This window comes from Rhodococcus sp. A14 (assembly GCF_011603105.1).
In the GTDB taxonomy this organism is placed as follows: Bacteria; Actinomycetota; Actinomycetes; order Mycobacteriales; family Mycobacteriaceae; genus Rhodococcus_F; species Rhodococcus_F opacus.
Genome location: NZ_JAAOQS010000012.1, coordinates 72275 through 89914 on the forward strand (window position 1 = coordinate 72275; position 17640 = coordinate 89914).

At 66.9% G+C, this 17640-nt stretch carries 12 protein-coding genes and 1 pseudogene; 3 read left to right on the forward strand and 10 right to left on the reverse strand.

Annotation, left to right across the window (positions count from 1 at the left end):
- Nucleotides 1–95: 95 nt before the first annotated feature.
- Complete coding sequence (locus G9373_RS09645; RefSeq protein ID WP_005572022.1) at nucleotides 96–281, reverse strand: hypothetical protein; 186 nt, start codon at nucleotides 279–281, stop codon at nucleotides 96–98.
- Between the two features lie 295 nt (nucleotides 282–576).
- Between G9373_RS09645 and G9373_RS09650 the strand changes: the two genes are divergently transcribed.
- Nucleotides 577–3054, forward strand: a complete 2478-nt coding sequence (locus G9373_RS09650) for an SEC-C domain-containing protein (RefSeq protein ID WP_167114872.1) — start codon at nucleotides 577–579, stop codon at nucleotides 3052–3054.
- Between the two features lie 327 nt (nucleotides 3055–3381).
- Here the strand turns inward: G9373_RS09650 and G9373_RS09655 are convergent, their stop codons facing one another.
- From G9373_RS09655 to G9373_RS46335, 3 genes and pseudogenes are all read right to left on the reverse strand, one after another.
- A complete protein-coding gene (locus tag G9373_RS09655) occupies nucleotides 3382–4008 on the reverse strand; it encodes an RES family NAD+ phosphorylase (RefSeq protein WP_167114875.1) in 627 nt (208 codons plus the stop codon).
- Nucleotides 4005–4598, reverse strand: a complete 594-nt coding sequence (locus G9373_RS09660; RefSeq protein ID WP_167114878.1) for a helix-turn-helix domain-containing protein — start codon at nucleotides 4596–4598, stop codon at nucleotides 4005–4007. Before G9373_RS09660 ends, G9373_RS09655 begins: the two co-directional genes overlap by 4 nt.
- Nucleotides 4599–5103: 505 nt before the next feature.
- Nucleotides 5104–5299: pseudogene (locus tag G9373_RS46335) on the reverse strand (hypothetical protein); the annotation flags it as partial.
- Nucleotides 5300–5498: 199 nt separating this feature from the next.
- Between G9373_RS46335 and G9373_RS09670 the strand changes: the two are divergent.
- The gene (locus G9373_RS09670; RefSeq protein ID WP_167114884.1) at nucleotides 5499–8753 is read left to right on the forward strand and encodes a protein kinase; all 3255 of its coding nucleotides are present in this window, start codon (nucleotides 5499–5501) and stop codon (nucleotides 8751–8753) included.
- A 607-nt stretch (nucleotides 8754–9360) separates the two neighbouring features.
- Here G9373_RS09670 and G9373_RS09675 read toward each other — a convergent pair.
- From G9373_RS09675 to G9373_RS09685, 3 genes are all read right to left on the reverse strand, one after another.
- On the reverse strand, nucleotides 9361–10506 hold the full coding sequence (locus G9373_RS09675) for an acyl-CoA dehydrogenase family protein (protein WP_167114887.1): 1146 nt from the start codon (nucleotides 10504–10506) through the stop codon (nucleotides 9361–9363).
- Nucleotides 10507–10659: 153 nt separating this feature from the next.
- Nucleotides 10660–12108 (reverse strand): APC family permease, encoded by a 1449-nt coding sequence (locus tag G9373_RS09680; protein WP_167114890.1) that lies wholly within the window; start codon nucleotides 12106–12108, stop codon nucleotides 10660–10662.
- A 290-nt stretch (nucleotides 12109–12398) separates the two neighbouring features.
- On the reverse strand, nucleotides 12399–13610 hold the full coding sequence (locus G9373_RS09685) for a cytochrome P450 (RefSeq protein ID WP_167114893.1): 1212 nt from the start codon (nucleotides 13608–13610) through the stop codon (nucleotides 12399–12401).
- A 77-nt stretch (nucleotides 13611–13687) separates the two neighbouring features.
- On the opposite strand from G9373_RS09685, the gene G9373_RS09690 reads away from it, so the two are divergent.
- On the forward strand, nucleotides 13688–14476 hold the full coding sequence (locus G9373_RS09690; protein WP_095869434.1) for an FCD domain-containing protein: 789 nt from the start codon (nucleotides 13688–13690) through the stop codon (nucleotides 14474–14476).
- Nucleotides 14477–14754: 278 nt separating this feature from the next.
- On the opposite strand, the gene G9373_RS09695 is transcribed toward G9373_RS09690, so the two are convergent.
- Genes G9373_RS09695 through G9373_RS09705 form a run of 3 tightly spaced genes read right to left on the reverse strand, consistent with a single transcriptional unit; the run spans nucleotide 14755 to nucleotide 17614 of the window.
- On the reverse strand, nucleotides 14755–15729 hold the full coding sequence (locus tag G9373_RS09695) for an acyl-CoA dehydrogenase family protein (protein ID WP_167114896.1): 975 nt from the start codon (nucleotides 15727–15729) through the stop codon (nucleotides 14755–14757).
- The gene (locus G9373_RS09700; protein ID WP_167114899.1) at nucleotides 15726–16805 is read right to left on the reverse strand and encodes an acyl-CoA dehydrogenase family protein; all 1080 of its coding nucleotides are present in this window, start codon (nucleotides 16803–16805) and stop codon (nucleotides 15726–15728) included. The genes G9373_RS09695 and G9373_RS09700 overlap by 4 nt, the downstream gene beginning before the upstream one ends.
- A 14-nt stretch (nucleotides 16806–16819) precedes the next feature.
- Complete coding sequence (locus G9373_RS09705) at nucleotides 16820–17614, reverse strand: enoyl-CoA hydratase/isomerase family protein (protein ID WP_167114902.1); 795 nt, start codon at nucleotides 17612–17614, stop codon at nucleotides 16820–16822.
- Between the last annotated feature and the right edge of the window lie 26 nt (nucleotides 17615–17640).

Genomic DNA, 17640 nt, shown 5'->3' on the forward strand with positions numbered 1-17640 from the left:
GAGGGATTGACGCCGCCGCTTGGCGGCCTCGCCGGAGACACTGCTCGGGCGGTGTCTCCGCAGGGAACCGTCATGATGCGACCACTGCGGAGTCGTCATTCCACCAGCGTGATCGGCACCCCGGGGGTGATGAACAGGTGGTGCCGGGCGCCGTCATGGGTGAGCGACATCGCCACGCCCAGGGTGTGTCCCTCGGCGAACCGTGCGAGCAGCTCGCGGGTGGCCTCGAACCTGGTCTGGCTGATGCCGTAGGTGACACCATTGAAAATGAGGCTGGGCACCACACCCTCCTTGTGTTGACGGTGGATCGTTGCCGAAAGTCTCGCTGACAACCCCTCGTCCATTGGGCGGACACACCGTCGCGACTCGCGGGGTGTTGGCTGGGGCGGGGCTACCAGCGGTGGACGACGCTCGGGTTCGGCTCGTCGCTGCCAGGCAATCGGTTGACGGAATCGTGCGCACCGCAGCGACGCCTTTTGGTTGAACTGTTGCGCCGCAGCGCAGCCGAATCCCTCGCTAAGCGACGAGTACGCTCCTTTCGACGAGACGCCCGGACACATCGCATACCCTGGCCCGGTGACCGATCCGACAGATCCCACTGCCGAAGCCGCCATGGTCCTGCTCCGCGAGCACGGGCCCATGCATACCGACGAATGGGCGCGGCGGCTGGTCGCCGAGGGGCACGGCTATCTCGCCGACATGGAGGAACTCACCGAGTACATCGGCCATCCCCGGCTCGGCTACCTGGCGGACGGTCGCAGCGTGGCCCTCGACGCCCTGCTCGCCGGACGCGTGCTCACCCACCGGCTCACCGACACGGAAATCGCGTCCGGCATCCTCGACGCCCACCCGGACCTGACGCCCCTGCTGCCGTTCGACGACCACGACCCGGCCGCAGGCGGGCTGAGCACCCTCTTCCGGGACCTCGACGACGACGTATTCGACGAGCGCGGCGTCCACGATCCCGACTGGCCGACGGACGCGGCGCTGCTGCTCGAACCGGACGCACTCGCCGAATTCCGTCCCGGTGACCTGGTCGCGCTCGCCTTCGTCGACGGCGAGCTGCGGCTCACCACCGCGGCGACCCCACCCGCACCCGCACCCGATCTCGCTGTCGCACTGGCCGACCTGGTGCCGATAGACCGCCCCGAGCCCCTGGACACCATCATCTGGCAGCTGATGGCCGACGACCGGGCCCTGTTCGCGGCGCCGACCACACCGATCGGTGACCTGATCACCGACGCCGGATACGTGTGCGACGGCGACGACATCGCGGTCCGGGGATTCGACTTCACCGCCCATCGCGGGAAAGCGCACGCCGCGACGGTCACGGCGGCTCACCACCTCACCGACGACGAGACGGAAGCGGTCATGGCGTTCATCGCCCTGATCGGCGTGCTCGAGCGCACCCCCGCCAACGAGCGCGAACGCGCTGTCGACGCGGTCGTGACGAGCGCGAGGGACCGGTTCGCCGGGCTCGCCCGCCCGAACGCGGCCCGCGCCGCGTTCGGCGAGGCGTACGCCACCTGCCACGCCGGCACCGAAACCCTGCGCCTGGCTGCCGCGGTGCTCCGCGACCGCGGTCCCCGCAAGATCGCCCCGACCGCGCATTGGCTGGCGGGCAAGGCGGCCGAACTCGACGGACGGACCGCGGACGCCGAGCGGCACTACGAGCGAGCCCTCGCCGTGGACCCGAGCTGGGACGAGGCGCTCGAGGCTTTGGCCCGCTTCGCGTCCGATCGTGGTGACGCGGTGCGGGCGATCGGGCTGCTCGACCGGGTCGAGGGTGCGTATCGCGAACCCCTGTACGACCTGCTCCAATCGTTTCTTCCCCTCGACCGGCCGGACCTGGGGCGCAACGATCGGTGCTGGTGCGGATCCGGGCGCAAATACAAGGCGTGCCACCTCGGCAAGGCCGAACACCCACTCGAGCAGCGGGCTGGGTGGCTGTACCAGAAGGCGGGCTCGTTCGCGCAGGGCATCGAGTGGCGACCGCTGCTGATCTCGCTCGCACAGATTCGGTCCGCGCACGACGACGATCCGTTCGCGCTGTATCACGCGCTCGACGACCCGCTGGTCGCGGATGTGGTGATGTTCGAATGCGGAGCCTTCGCGCGGTTCGTCGCCGAGCGCGGCGTGCTACTGCCCGCGGACGAACTGCTCCTCGCGCAGCAGTGGTTGCTCGCCGAGCGGTCGGTGCACGAGGTGGAGGCGGTGCGTCCGGGCGAGGGGCTGACGCTGCGCGACGTGCGCACCGGCGACCGCCTGGAGGTCACCGAGCGGACCGCCAGCAGGCAGTTGCGGGCCGGCGACTGCTTCTGCGCCCGAGTGGTTCCCGCCGGTTCCACGATGCAGATCTTCGGCGGCATCGAACCGATCGAGCCCGGACAGCGTGGTCGGCTGATCGGGCTGCTCGATTCGGAATCCACCGACCCCGAGGAGCTGGTCGAGTTCCTCAGCGCCCGGTTCGCTCCGCCGCGGCTGGTCACGCCCGACGGGCACCCGATGGTGGCGTGCCGGGCCGTGTTCGAGGTGGCCGACACCGCCGGGATCCGACGCAGGCTCAGTCGCCGATTCGGCGCCGCCGACGCAGACCAGTGGACCTGGACCGAGCAGGGCAGTGTGCTCGGCGTGCTGAACCTGGCCCCCGGCACCGAACCCTGGGTGCTCGAGGTCGAGGCGATGAACGAGCCGCGGTTCGAGTCGCTGGTCGACGCCGTGGGCGCCGCCGATCCCGGGACGAGACTCCGCGAGCAGACCCGGACACCGGCAGCCGAGCTGATGGCTCAGGCGCAGAAAAAGGGTGTTCGCCCAAGCCAACCTGTGGACCCCGAGGATCCCGAGATCGCGGCGGCGCTCGACGAGCACATCCGCGGATACGAGCAGCAGTGGCTCGACGACTCGATCCCCGCCCTCGGTGATCACACCCCGCGCGAGTGCGCCGCCGACCCCACCCGCCGCGACGACCTGATCCGGCTGCTCGACTCCTTCCCGCAGGAGGAGCGGCCGGGGGCGATGAGCGTACGGCGGCTGCGGGAGGCATTGGGGCTCTAGGGTTCCGGCTGCCGTCCACGCACCGAACCCGGCGACGTCGTTGCCCAAGGGTGACGACCGTGGCCCTCTGCGCGAGGGCGAGGGCGAGGTCGGCACGGTGGGCGTCGTGGAGCGGGTTTTCCGCCCGTGCCGGTGGGTGTCCACCGGGTTCGTAGCGCGGCGAGGTGTCCGACCCGGGTGCCGGCACGACTGCGGACGGTTGACCCAACCGGCTTCGGGCGAGCCTGCTCGACGGTCAGCGGTGTGCGGTATGCGCTCGGGGTGGCGGCGATCCGCACCAACCGCGGCGACGGCGATCCAGCCGAATCCGATCGGGCTGGGACAGTGTTAGACCGTCGATGCGTATCCGATAGTGCGTGCGGCGGTGCGGATGATGGGCCGCACGCGGGGGTGATCGAGTGGTCGAGTGAACTCGGGGTCGGTGGGGAACGAGTCGGCGGCGGGGTCCCACAGCACGACGTTCGGACGGCCGGTCATGGTGGACGGTACGTACAGACCGTCGAGGTGCGGCCATGTCAGGTGGATGGTGCGCGCCCACGTTCGGCACACGGTACGGTGCAGCAGTGCGTACGAGGCTTGGTTACGTACCAGCCAGGTTTCGGTGAGATTCAGCAGATTCAGGGGACGGGTCGGGCGCCACCCTGTCAGGGCAGGCGCCCCGATCGCGGTGTCGATCGTCCGTGTCGCCTGGTACACCTCGGCCAGCGCAGTGGCGACATCGCAGGCGGCGTAGAGGACCCCGATAGTGGTCGCTGCCGGGACGGGGCCGGGGTGCGGATCGTAGCGCATGGACGCGATCGGCCCGTAGGTGCGCAGAGTCCGCCAGGACACCACGTGAGGACCGGTGGTGCGGTGGATCCGCCACAGCACACCGTCGTAGGCCAGCATGTCCTCCGGAGCAACGGTGAGCGGGGTCCGCGGTGCCCGCGGAATCTTCGGGTGCCGACCGCTCACCAGGTGTCGAGGGATTCCACGAGCGCGACCACAGGTGCCGGGTCCGCCGCCGCGGCCAGATGCTCGAGCGGAGTCCGGTCGCCGAGGTCGGGTTGCGAGGTGTGCATGAGCGCGGCGACCGACACAGGGCTGGCGGTCGAGGGGATGGCCGCCACGACAGTACTAAGCCCCGGCAAGACATCGTCACCGACGAACTGCCATCGCGGGATGCGGCGGTGCCCGTGCAGATCGAACGCCCACAGCGTGCGCGCGGTGAGCCGCCGGGACACCACCGACCTGTCGATACCGAGCAGCGCCGCTGCCTCCTTGACGTCCAACGAATCCGCGAGCGCCGTCACCGTTTGCCGCGCGATCTCCACCGCACGAGCGCGGATCTCGGCCACCGACGACCACTGGTCGAGGACTTCGCCGACGCCCTCGCCGGCGTGCGTGCGGAGGAACTCGATCTCTCCAGCCGACAACGTGTCCGACGCGGCGGGTACCGCGGTGAGTGCAGCGTCGAGTTCGCGAAGCATCTCACGGGCGGTGAGGTCGACGTGATGCTTGGCAAGCAGCGCGTCGAGCGAATCCACCTTCTCCAACGACCTCATATGCACATCTTAGCCCGCTTGTGCACTGTTGTGCATCTCAGGTCGACGGGCCCGTGCACTTGCGGCCATGGGGCCAGCGTCCGGGCGAAGCACACGCTCGACAGGTACCGGCACCCACCAGGCCACCACCGCGACGCCACCACGTGCTTCAACGCTATCCGAAAGAACTGGACACCCTGCGAGCGGACAATGCAAGGTTGCGGTGGTTGCTGGATCGAGCAGGCCCGCGCCGCCGATCCAGATCAGGGCGCGCTGACCGGAACTCCGGGGGCACCGTGGACATGCGATCCGCACCCGAGGAGAAGGTCCGGCTCTTCGCCGACCTGCTGCGGTGCCGCACCGATGCGTACGCGGTGCGGTGGAAGAACCGCCGGGACGGCAGGTCCGGATGGATGCCCGCGATCGAGGGCCCCTGGGTCAAGGGCATGAGCAGATCCGACGCACTCCTATCTGCCGCTGGCCCGAGGCAAACGCCCAGCAGCGCGGCGAACACCAAATGTGGGCGCGCCCAGCGGATCAGCATGTCCTGTTTCTCGACCGAGTCGACGGGACCGGTCGACGCCCGCCCGGACGGTGTATGTGTAGGTCCCGGCGGCGGTCACGATCAACGCATGGCCATCGGCTTCTTCTCCTGCGGGCAATGTCTCCCATACCGGTGAGGGTTGTGTTGCCGCCGGCTCGGTTGCCGATGCATTCGGCAGATCCGCGGCTGCGGCGGGTGACAGCGCTGGTCGCGTGGCGCGTAGCCGCGCGCTTCGTCCACTCCAAGCGTTCGACTGCGAGCCGTAGCCCGCACCGTCAGGGCCGCTGACAGCGATATCCTAGGAAGCACGTCGTCGAGAGGCTAACCCGTGTGGATTTCATCGGACGTATCGTGGACCGGATGAATCGACCTGGACGATGTCCGATACCGATCCGTTCGAGACCCACCGCGATGTGACCCCATCGGTCACTTCGGAGCTGAGAGCTGACGGATTCGACGACGCCCAAGAGATCGGGCGGGGCGGCTTCGGCGTCGTGTATCAGTGCACCCAAACCTCTCTCGACCGGACCGTTGCAGTGAAGGTGCTCACCAACGATCTCTCGGAGGAGAACCGGGAGCGATTCTTCCGCGAACAACGTGCGATGGGTCGTCTGACCGGCCACCCGAACATCGTGAATGTCCTCGAGGTCGGGGTCACCGACAGCGGCGAACCATACATTGTGATGCCGTATCACCCACAGGGTTCCCTGGACGAACGGATCAGGCGGCATGGTCCTCTGCCCGTGGACGAAGTGCTGCGGATAGGAGTGAAACTGGCTGGTGCGCTGGAGGCAGCTCACAGTCAGGACATCGTCCACCGCGATGTCAAGCCCGCGAACATCCTTCTCACCGATTATGGTGAGCCGGCGCTCTCGGACTTCGGGATCGCGCATATCTCCGGTGGATTCGAGACCGCTACGGGCATCGTGACCGGTTCGCCCGCGTTCACGGCGCCCGAGGTCCTCGGCGGCGCCTCCCCGAGCCCGGCCTCCGACATCTACGGACTTGGAGCCACCCTGTTCTGCGCAGTCACCGGCCACGCCGCATTTGAACGCCATAGCGGCGAACAGTTGGTAGCCCAATTCGTTCGTATTACAACAGAATCCGTCCCGGATCTGCGGGATCAAGGCCTCGCAGACGATGTTGCCAGTGTGATCGAGAAGGCAATGTCCGGTCGTCCCGAGGACCGGCAACCCTCTGCCGCCGCATTGGGTGAGAACCTGCGCGAGCTCCAACGCAGCCGCGGACTACCCGCGGACGACATGGCGCTCCATGCGCGTGCCGCACCGGAACCAGAGCCGATACCGCATGGGCGGTTTGCGTCGAGCCCTTCCCATCATGAGGGAGGGAACCTGCCCCTGGAATTGTCCAGCTTCGTCGGACGCAGGCACGAGATCACCGAAGCGAAGAATTTGCTGGCATCGTCACGCCTGCTGACGCTGGTCGGAATGGGCGGCGTCGGGAAAACGCGTCTCGCACTTCGACTTGCAACGAGTATCCGCCGCGAGTTCGCCGACGGAGCATGGCTCGTCGAGCTCGACGAGGTCCGCACTCCGTCTCGATTGATCGACGTGGTGGCCGCAACGCTTGGTGTGCGGGACCAAACCGACCGGTCGCTATACGAGATTCTGCTGGACTTCCTGTCCTCGCGAGAACTGTTGTTGATCTTGGACAATTGCGAGCAAGTGATCGACGCGGTGGCCGACCTCGCCGCAGCGCTACTGCGACACAACCCGAATCTGCGCATCCTCGCGACCAGCCGCGAGCCTCTGGCAGTAGATGGGGAGGCAACGCTGCGCGTTCCCCCACTCACCGTCCCCGACCCCGATCGCGAGCCGTCCCTGCAAGGTCTGCCCCAATACGACGCGGTGTCGCTGTTCACCCAACGCGCCACCACCGCGGTATCGACATTCACGTTGACCGACACCAACAAGTCCGCGGTGACCCGGATCTGTCATCGACTGGATGGGTTGCCGTTGCCGATTGAACTGGCGGCCGCGCGGTTGCGTGCGATGTCGCCCGAACAGATCCTGCAACGCCTGTCCGACCGCTACGCGCTCTTGACCCGCGGGAGCCGAGCCGCACCTTCACGCCAGCAGACACTCCGATTATGTGTCGACTGGAGCTACGACCTGTGCACCCCGCTCGAACAACTGACATGGGCACGACTGTCGGTGTTCACCGGCAGCTTCGATCTCGATACCGCAGAACACGTGTGCGGGGACAATGTGCAGACCGGGGATCTGCTGGACTCGGTGGCATCCCTCGTCGGCAAGTCGATCCTGATCCGCGAAGAGCACGGCACCGCCGTCCGCTTCAGGCTGCTCGAGACCCTCCGCGCTTACGGACGAGAAAAGGCCCAGCAGAACGGCGACTTCCACGACCTGCGCCAGCGGCACCGGGATTGGTACCGCCAGCTGGCCCGCACCGCCGAGGACGAGTTCATCGGTCCCCGGCAGCTCGAGTGGATCGCGCGACTCAGCAGTGAGCAGCCGAACCTGCGGGACGCGATGGACTTCTGCGTCGCCGAAAATGATGCCGAAGCCGGTTTACAGATCGCCGCCCCCTTGATGCAGCTCTGGGGGTCACGCGGCCTGCTCAGCGAGGCGAGACGGTGGCTCGACCAATTCCTGTCACGCCAGGGAGAACATCCCACCCTTGCCACCATCAGAGCGCTGTACGCCGACTGCCTCATGACTGAACAGCAGCGGGACCATCAGCGAGGTGCCGCTCTGGTCGAGCAGGCGCGCCTCCTCGCTGACCAACTCACCGACCCGGTAGCGCAGGCGATCGTCGACCACGCCGATGGCATCGTCGGGTTGTTCAGCGGCGATCTCACGCGCGCGGTGTCAGGTCTGGAGCGGGCAGTATCGATGTTCCGAGAAGCAGAGAACGAGCCTGCGCTACAGATCGAGTCTCTGACGTTGCTGGGATTGGCGTATCAGGTGCTCGACACCGAACCCCTCCGGGCGATCGAATGCTACGAGGAAGTTCTCGCGATCACGAAGGTGCATGGTGAATCCGTCTATCGGTCCTACGCACTGTGGGCGATGGCTGTTGCCCAATGGCGCCTGGGCGCACAAAGTCGCGCAGTCGAATTGCTCGGAGATGGAGTGCGCCTCGCTCGGCGCGTCGACGACCCGGTCGGTTGCGCAAATTGCTTGGAAGCATTCGCGTGGCTCGCCGGAACCAGTGACCCTGAACGTGCCAGCACACTGATGGGGGCCGCGGAGGCGCTCGGCCGCGCGGCCGGAAGCCCCTCCGTGCTCGTTCCCGACCTGCTCGTCTATCACGAGGAATGCGAGCGGTCCGCCCGCCGGATGCTCACCGAACACGTCTTCGAGGAGGCCCTGCACCACGGCAGAGCCATGGATCTCGATTCCGCTGTCTCCTACGCGCTCGGCGAGCGTCCTCGAAAGCCGACGTCGCCGGGTCCGACTCGCTTGACGAAACGCGAACAGCAGGTCGCAGAGCTGGTCGCCGAGGGCCTGACCAACAAGGCGATCGCCGCCCGCCTGGTGATCTCCCAACGCACCGCGCAAGGGCATGTCGAGCACATCCTCACCAAACTCGGATTCACCTCGCGAGCACAGGTCGCGGCCTGGGTTGTCGAAGAACGGCAATCGTCGTAGCTTCCCGGTGCGTCTGAAACAAGCGCGGAGTCCAGACGGAAATTAACACCTTGGGCAAGTGCGCCCGACCATGACGGGTCGTGCGCGAAGACCGCCCCCACTCCCGCACTGTGCGAGCGCTTCCCTGGCCCGGAGCGTCGATTGGCCCACCCGTCTAGGCAGTGAATTCCCCTACGTAGGCGGACCACTCGTCGAGCTTCTTCAACGTCTCAGTCTCACCTGCTGTCGGTAAAAGGAGAACAACTCGGTCGACTCCCAATTGCGCATAGCTGTCGAACTCGCAGCGTGTGGGGGGTGCGGTGTGCACCACATTGACGTCCTCCCGGCCGTGAACGACCGGGAGGACGTCAAAGAACCCGGACAACGTGTCTGCGCTGGATACTCTTCGCGGGCCGCGAGACACACAGAGATCGTGGATCAGACATCAGTGGACTGACTGCGCTGATGCGCTGCGGGTGACACTGATACCGGTAGCGTTCGAATCGCTACTTCGTCGACGTCAACGGCCGCAACAGCTTCAACTGGCCGTGGTCTACCGACCGCATGCGGCAGCGACTCGGCCGGTTCGACGAGGCGGCGTACGACGTGTCGCGTGAGCCGGCGTCGGCTACAGCGACTTCGCGATGATTCCCTTCATCACCTCGTTGGCGCCCGCGTAGATCTTCTGGACGCGGGCGTCCTCGTACATCCGGGCGATCAGGTACTCGCGCATGTACCCGTAACCGCCGTGCAACTGCACGCACCGGTCGATCACCGCGCACTGCTGCTCGGTGAGCCAGTACTTGACCATCGCCGCCTCGGACGGGTCCAGTTCCCCACGCAGGTGCGCCTCGATGCAATGGTCCAGGAACACCGCACACGTGCGGGCGATGGTCTGGCACTCGGCCAGCTCGAACGCCGTGTTCTGGAACTCGAACAGACTGTGCCCGAACGCCTGCCGCGACTTCGTGTACGCAACGGTGTCCTCCACCGCACGAGTCATCGCACCGGACGCCTGCGCTCCGATGATCAACCGCTCCTGCACCAGCTGCGCCATCAGCTGCCCGAAACCCTGCCCCTCCTCACCGAGCAGATTCGACGCCGGCACCCGCACGTCGGTGAATGACAACTCCGACGTGTCGGCGCCGTGCTGACCGACCTTGTCCAGGACCCGCCCGACAGCGAACCCGGGGCAGTCCCGCAGATCGACGATCAGCAGCGCCACCCCCTTGGCACCGGCCTTTGGGTCGGTCTTGACCGCCAGCACGATCATGTCGGCGGACGCGCCGTTGGTGATGAACGTCTTCGACCCGTTGACGACGTACTCGTCGCCGTCCCGGATGGCGGTGGTCTTGATCGCCTTGAGGTCCGATCCGGCGCCGGGTTCGGTCATGCCGATGGCGCCGAGGATCTCCCCGGTCGCCATCCCCGGCAGCCAGGTCTTCTTCTGTTCCTCGGTGCCGTACTCGAGGAGGTAGTGCGCCACGATCCCCGAATGCACCGAGATGCCGAGCGCGAGGTCGCCGGCATAGCCCTGGGCCTCGAACACGGCGAGGTCGTGGGCGAACGTGCCGCCACCGCCGCCGTACTCCTCCGGGATCGAGCAGCACAGCAACCCCAGCTCGCCCGCCGCCAGCCACACCGCACGGTCGATGCGGTGCTGGGCGTCCCACTTCTCGTTGTGCGCGACCACCTCGCGTTCGAAGAACCCGACCGCGAGCTCGGACAGGGCCTTGACCTCGTCGTCGTGCCACGACTGAATGTGTTTGTTCATGGTGTTTCTTTCTCGGAGGTGTCGTTGTGCGGGCTCCGCGGTCGGGAGCCACGCGGGGCGTGGTCGAGGCCGCTGTGTTCACCGGTTGGGGCGCGGTGAAGTGGCTGGAAGGATGTGTCCTTCCAGCCACCACGGTTTTCAGATTCGAACTCGTCAGACCTCCTCGACCTGGGCGACCGGTTGCGGTGAGACTTCCACCGCGGTGCTCGGCGCTTGTCTGCGCTTGGTGATCGCAAAAACGGCGAGGAGGACGGCGAGGACGATCAGCACGATCCAGGACATGGCGTTCGCCGGCGCTGGTGGTGGGTTGATCACCCCGTTGATGTACATCCATGCTGTCGCCACTGCGCCGAAGACGGACGCGCCGATCAGCAACGGCCGGTACTCATGCGCCCGCACGGTGAGGACGATGGCGCCGACGGTGATCAGGACGTATGGGAGCACCCACAGGTACACGACTAGAGGAGCGACGGTGTAGTACGCCGACACCACATCTCCCGCGGTAAAGACCAGGGCGGCGACGAGGACGAACCCGGCGACGGACATCACCGCGATGCTGACGAAGGGGCTGTGGTGGCGAGGATGGATCCTCCCCAGCGGAGCGGGCAGGAGACCGTCATCGGCGAGGGTCATGGCGAAACGCGCACCGTAGTTGATGAAGCCGATCAGTGCGGCGAAGGTAGCGACCGCGAGGACCAGATCGCTGGCGGTGGCGACCCCGGAGCCGAGACCGGCATGCAGTGCCAGCGCCGCGGGAGCCGACATTCCGGCCTCCAGTTCGGCGGACGCCACCTGCAGCCCCGGGACCTGGAGAATCGTGACCAGGGGAAAGAGGCCGCCGAGGAGAACCGGGACGGACATGACCGCGAGAGGCACGTTGCGGCGGGGGTTGCGGGTCTCCGCGGCGAGTGCGGTACAGGATTCGAAGCCGACCAGGAAGGCAGCTCCGACGGCCATGCCCTGGAGCGTTCCGCTGAGGCTGAACTCGCTGAGGCTGAACTGATCGGCGAGATCGAGTCCGGTCTTGGCGGCGCTGGCGATGGTGATGACCAGGACGAGGGGGAACGACAACACGGCCAGGGTCACCGCGATCCAGACCGAGGTGTCGAGACCGCGGTAGGCGATCGCGGCGGCGAGGGCGAGAGCGACGAGGAAGATTGCCAGTTGCGGCCCGAAGGACAGGGCGTTGTCGACCCCGTGTGAGAGCAGGAAGCTACCGGCGAAGATCCCGACGACGGCGGCGAGTGCTCCGATCGCGGCGATGAACCCGGCGAGTAGGGCGGCCGCGGTCAGGTATCGGGCCCAGGGGCCGAATACCTCTCCGATGTAGGAGTACAGCGATCCGGTGGCGACGTATCGCCGGGCGAAGGCGGTGACTGCTCGCCCGACGCAGATGACGGCGATCGTGGACAGTAGTGATGCCTGCCATGCATTGGTGCCGGCGGTGCTGAACACGAGCAGGGGCACCAAGGCGATGCCGACTGCGGGGAAGAAGGACGCCAGCGACAGTGAGACCAGGGAGGTCCTGCCCAACCGTCCCGTCTCGAGATGCGCCTGCGCGGTGAGGTCGGCGCCGGTTGTGGGCGTGGATGGGTTGGTCATTTCACGCCGCCTTCGTCGCCGTGCCGAGGCACGCCGTCCTCAGACAGTTCCGTCCATTTCTGTGGACGGTGGATTCTCGCTCGGTCATGTGAGCTCCTTCGGTGAGGGTGACTGACCGGGGTGTGATGACGCGCACTCCGATCGATGAGCGAGAACGCTACTGCTGTAATACCGCTAACACAAGACGTTTTATGTTAAAAGGTGAGCGGTAGGTTTCCCACGCGCCCTCGCCCGCGCAGGGCACCGCCGTGCCACCTGCCCGCGAGACGGCGTGCCGGTCACCACTGCCGTCAGCTCAGGCGTGCCGGAACGAAGCTCACGGGAAGCTCGATCGGGCCGGTGTTCCCGGTCGGCGGCCGATTACTGGGCGGCGCGGAGAATCGCGGCTGGGCCAGGCGCTGCGAAAGGGCTTGCAGCGCTTCGCGGATGTCGAGGCGGGCGACAAAGTGCCCGAGGCAGTGATGCCGCCCTCCCCCGAAACCGAAGTGGGGGGCGCGCTTGGCCGTGATGTCGAAGCTTGCGTCTCCGACTGCGAGGGGGTCGGTGCCGGAGGAGTAGGACATGAGGTGGAGCACCGTTCCCTCCGGGATGTCGACGCCCTGGAAGGAGAAGTCCTCGATGGCCAGTCGGGTGGTCCAGTGGATCGTCGGGTTGAAGCGAATGACTTCCTCGACAGCCTGGGCGGCAAGTTCCGGCTGGTCGGCGAGCAGCGCCCATTGATCGGGATGCTCGACGAAGGCCTGCATCATCAGTCCGAGTTGACTGCGGGTGGTGTCCATGCCGCCGAAGATCAGGCTGGTGATCAGCTCCCGAAGTTCCTGATCGCTCAGCCGGTCCCCGTTCTCGTCCGTTGCGATAACCAGTTGCGAGACGAAGTCGTCGGTGGGCTGGCGGCGGCGCTGGGCGACGAGTTCGTCGGCGCGGGCATAGAGCGCGAGGATTGCGGCTTCGATCGTGGCTCGCTGCTCGGCGATCTCGGGGCCGAAGGCCAGCCCCATGTCGGACGAGAGCTGCGTGAGCTCGCGCCAGTCCCCTTCGGGTAGGGCGAGCAGCCGGCACAGGGCGCGAGACGAGTACGGTTCGGCGAAGTCCGTCATGAATTCGCATGCGCCGGAGTCGGCGAACTGGTCGATGACATCGTGGGCGAGTTCGCGGAAACTCTCGGTCATCGTCGCGATGACCGAGTGGGAGAACGCAGGGTTGACCAGCTTGCGGATGCGGGCATGATCCTCACCCTCCATGCCGACCAGGGAGCTCTTCCACCAGTCCGAGAGCACACCGTCGGTGATGCCGTTCTGTGCAGGCCACGACCAGCTTCCCTGCCGGAGGCGGCGATCCTTCAGCAGAGCGCCCACCTCACCGTGACGTAGGACAGCGATTCCGTAAGTGGTTCGGGCATACCAGTTTTGCTCCCTGGCCGCACGGATCTCCTCGCCCATCGCAGAGAAACCCGGGTCGGTGATCTTCAGCAGATTGCCGTCGGTGGCAGATTCGATACTCATGTTTGAACTCTAACATTAGATGTTAGAGTTGCAAGCACTCGACTTTGCCTTCTCTAGACCTATATGATGTGAAGATAATGGATACAAATGACTCGGCGTCCGATTCCCGGGCCCCCTCACCGGCGTCCCTGCTCGTTCGCAGTGTCATCCTGTCCCCGATCGGCGGTGAGGGGCTGGTCGCGCAGACCGTTCGTCGGCTCGGCGATGCCATCGGCTTGGGCATCTTCGATGTCGGATCGCGACTTCCCTCCGAGTCGGAACTGGCCGACCAGCTGGGGATTTCCGCGATGACGTTGCGCGAAGCGCTGGCGGTGATGCGCGAAGCCGGCTACGTCGAGACCCGACGCGGTCGCCAGGGCGGCACCTATGTCAAACAGCTGGCACTGACGGTTCCCGAGCGCGAGGCGCAGAAGCGGATCGCGACGATCACCGACGAGTACATCACCGACCTCACCGATTACCGAGTCGCCATCGGCGGGGAGAGTGCGGCCCTGGCCGCCGAACGGGCGACGGCCGAGGATCTTGCCGGGATGCGGGATCTGATCGAACGTATGGACGCCGCAGAGGTATTCGAGGAATTTCGCAAGTGTGACGCAACCTTTCACGTCACCATCGCGTCCTGCACGCGGTCGCAGCGGCTGGCGCGGGCGGAGACGGAGGTGCAGGCAGAGTTGACCCCATTGATGGGGGCGTTCCGGGTGGGCCCGCAGGCGCGGCATACCTCCAATGACCAGCACCGCAAGATCTTCGCGGCGATCGAGGCCGGAGACGGCGAGCGGGCGCGCCGCCTGATGGCCGAGCACATGACCAGCAGCGCGGAAGCAATTCTGGGATTTACCCGCGCCGCGGCAAGCGCCGGCGGTTAACCCGAACTCAGTCGGTCGGGCGCGCGGGGGTGTGCCTGCGCGCCACTGTGTTTCAGGGTCTCTCGCCCCCTTGTTCCGGTCCCCCGAAGCCCAGGCGCGCGTGAACAAACGAAACACGCACGCCTGGGCCCGGGATCGACGGAGTGCGCCACCCTTCTGATCGCCGGCGCACTACCTCCTCCACGCCTGTTCGGGATGGCCCGCGGGGATCCCGGGGTGCCGCTCGCTCGGCCTGCCTGACCCGATAGAGGGTCCGGGCGGAAGGGTGTGGCGGCCATCTAGAGCCGGTGCGTGTGCTCCGGCTCGCTCAGCGTCCACAGGTCGACCTCGCGGTTCGGGAGGGTGTCCACGCCCCAGCTGCGCTGATGCAGACCCTCGTCCCGGTCGGCCCAGAGCAGCAGGGTGCGTTGCCGGAGCGTGGCGTCTGCGGTCAATCCGAGGGCACCGTGCAGTTGGTGCGCCTGGGTGGCGACATCGGAGGCGACATCACAGGCTAGCGCTCGGGCTACGGTGGCAGCGAAGCGGATCCGATCGGGAGCTGCGGTGTGCAGTCGCCGCGCGAACTCGGCGATCGCCTCGTCGAGTTGCCGCTGCGCGATCGTCAGCCTTCCCAGCTCCTGAGCCACGGCGGGAAGCTTGATCAGTGGCCGGCCGAACTGGACCCGGCTGGAAACGTAGGCGCGCGCCTGCTCGATCGCGCCGCGGGCTGCGCCCGCGATTTCCTGGACGAGCAGGAACTGGGCCAGCACACCGTCGGGTCGATCCCCGAGGTCCTCCGGGGGCTCGGTTCGGTGCAGCGGGCGGGCAGCGACGTCGCGGTCCACCGAACCCTGCGCCGCCCGGTCCTCGGTGGTGCCGTCGGCGCCGACAAAGGCGGTCGCGATCGGATCCCAGACCCCGAACGAGTGCGCGCTGACAACGATCGGCCCGGTGGCGATCGGCTCAGAGGCGAGGGCGCGCGCAACCAGGGTCTGGCGGACGGGAAGGGCGGCGCCGGCGTGGGCGAGGGCGCGGGTGACGGCGGCGGCGGCGTCGATGAGATCGGCCGCCTCGGCCAGCGCCTCGAAGCTGGTGCAGTCGACGTCTTCGAGGATCGTGGTCCATCCCAGTTCCTCGGCGGTCTTCCACTGGGCGTGGAAGTGTTCGGCCTCCGAGACGAGGCCGCCTGCGACCGGAAGTGCCCAGGTGGTCACCACATCGGCGACGGTCGCCGCGAGTTGTGCGGCTTCGTCGGTGAGAATCGTCGTGCTCATTGCATTTCCTTCGTGACGATGGACAGCATGACGGGGGCGGCGCCGCCGCGCAGGCCCGACTTCGGGGAGGTGATCACAGCCGCGTCGAACATTGCGCGTACGCGCCCATCGCACCGGCTCAGCAGGGGGCGGACGAAGTCGAGCATGGCCAGCTCGAGCCGGTTTCCGAGGTACTTGCTGGTGGCAGCCTGCGCGACCGGGCTGCGCCCGGCGTCGAGGTCGGCCGCGATGTTCCGCGCAAGAGAACGCAGCACCGTCAGCTGTGCGGTCAGCCCGCGAAGTGCGGCGCGGTCGGTGTCGTCGAGCACCCCGGTGTCGAGGACCGCGCCCAGGAGCGGGTACATCGACAGGAACCGTTCGGGGCCACCGCGTTCGAAGGCGAGCTGCGAGATGACCTGTTGCCAGCCGTGTCCCTCGGTACCGATCAGCCAACGGTCGGGCACGTGGACCTCGTCGAAGACGACTTCGTTGAAGTGATGTCCGCCGTCCATGCCGATGATCGGTTGCACGTGTACCCCGGGCGCGGAGGTGTCGACCACGAACTCACTCAGGCCGGCGTGCCGGTCCTCGCTCTTGGAGGTGCGGGCCAGGACGTAGAGGTAGTCGGCGAAGTGGGCGCCGCTCGTCCAGACCTTGCGGCCGTTGACGACCCAGCCCTCGTCGGTGCGGGTGGCGGTGGTTCGGACGGCGGCCAGGTCGGAGCCGGCGTCCGGTTCGCTCATCCCGAGGGCGAAGCTGATCTCGGCTCTGGCCAGGCGGGGACAGAATTCGTCCTGGAGCGCCCGGCTGCCGTGGCGGATCAGGGTGGGGCCGATCTGCCGTTCGCCCGCCCAGTGGTAGGAAACCGGGGCGCCGGCCCGGAGTAGTTCCTCGGTGACCGCGAGTCGGGTGAGGTTCGATTCCGCGGCCCCGCCGAGGTCCTTTGGCCAGGTGAGCGCGAGTAGTCCGCGCCGCCCGAGTTCCTGGCTGAAGTCGGGGTCGGCCTCGCCGCCCCAGGCGTCGCATCGGGGTTCGTAGTCCCAGTCGGCGCACAGTTCGCGCACCTTCGCGCGCAGCGATTGTTCTCGTGTAGTCATCGTGTCCTGGCTTGTCATCGTCCCTCGAAGGCGGGGGTTCGTCGGGTGGTGAAGGCGTCGAGCGCCTCGATCGAATCGGCAGTGGTCATCGCCACCGCCTGGTGTGAGGCGATGAGATCGAGTGCCGACCGCAGATCGCCGGTATCGGATTGGCGTACCGCGTTCTTGATCATCTGGACAGCCACGGGTGGCTGACGGGCGATCTGGGTGGCAAACTCCTCGAGTCGGGTGTCGAACTCGTCGGCGGCGCAGACTTCGTCGACGAGACTCCAGTCGAGGGCCTGTTCGGCGGTGACGAATTCGCCGGTCCACAGCAGGCGCAGTGCGCGGGGGCGGCCGATCAGCCGCGGGAGGTAGAAGCAGCCGCCGTCACCGGGTACCAGGCCGACGCGGATGTATCCCTCGGAGAACCGGGCGGCAGCTGAGGCGATCCGGTAGTCACACATCAGGGCCATATCCATCCCGGCGCCGACGGCGGGGCCGCTCACACCGGCAATTAGTGGTTTGGTCAGGTCGTCGACCGCGCGTGCCACCTGGTGGACGGTGTCGGTCATCAGTTTCCGGTTGGTCAGCGGTGTGCGATCGATCTCGCCGATGTCGGCGAGATCGGCTCCGGCGCAGAAGGCCTCACCAGTGCCGCGGACTACCACTACCCGCACCCGCTCGTCACGCTGGAACTCGCGCAGCGCGTGCGCCCAGTCCGCGAGCATGTCGACGGTGAAGGAGTTTTTCTTCTCGGGCCGGTTGAGGGTGATGCGCCCGATGTGGTTGTCGATGGTGACGACGAGGTCACCTCCGGAGAAGGTCATGACAGTGCGTCTCCATTCAGAGTGAT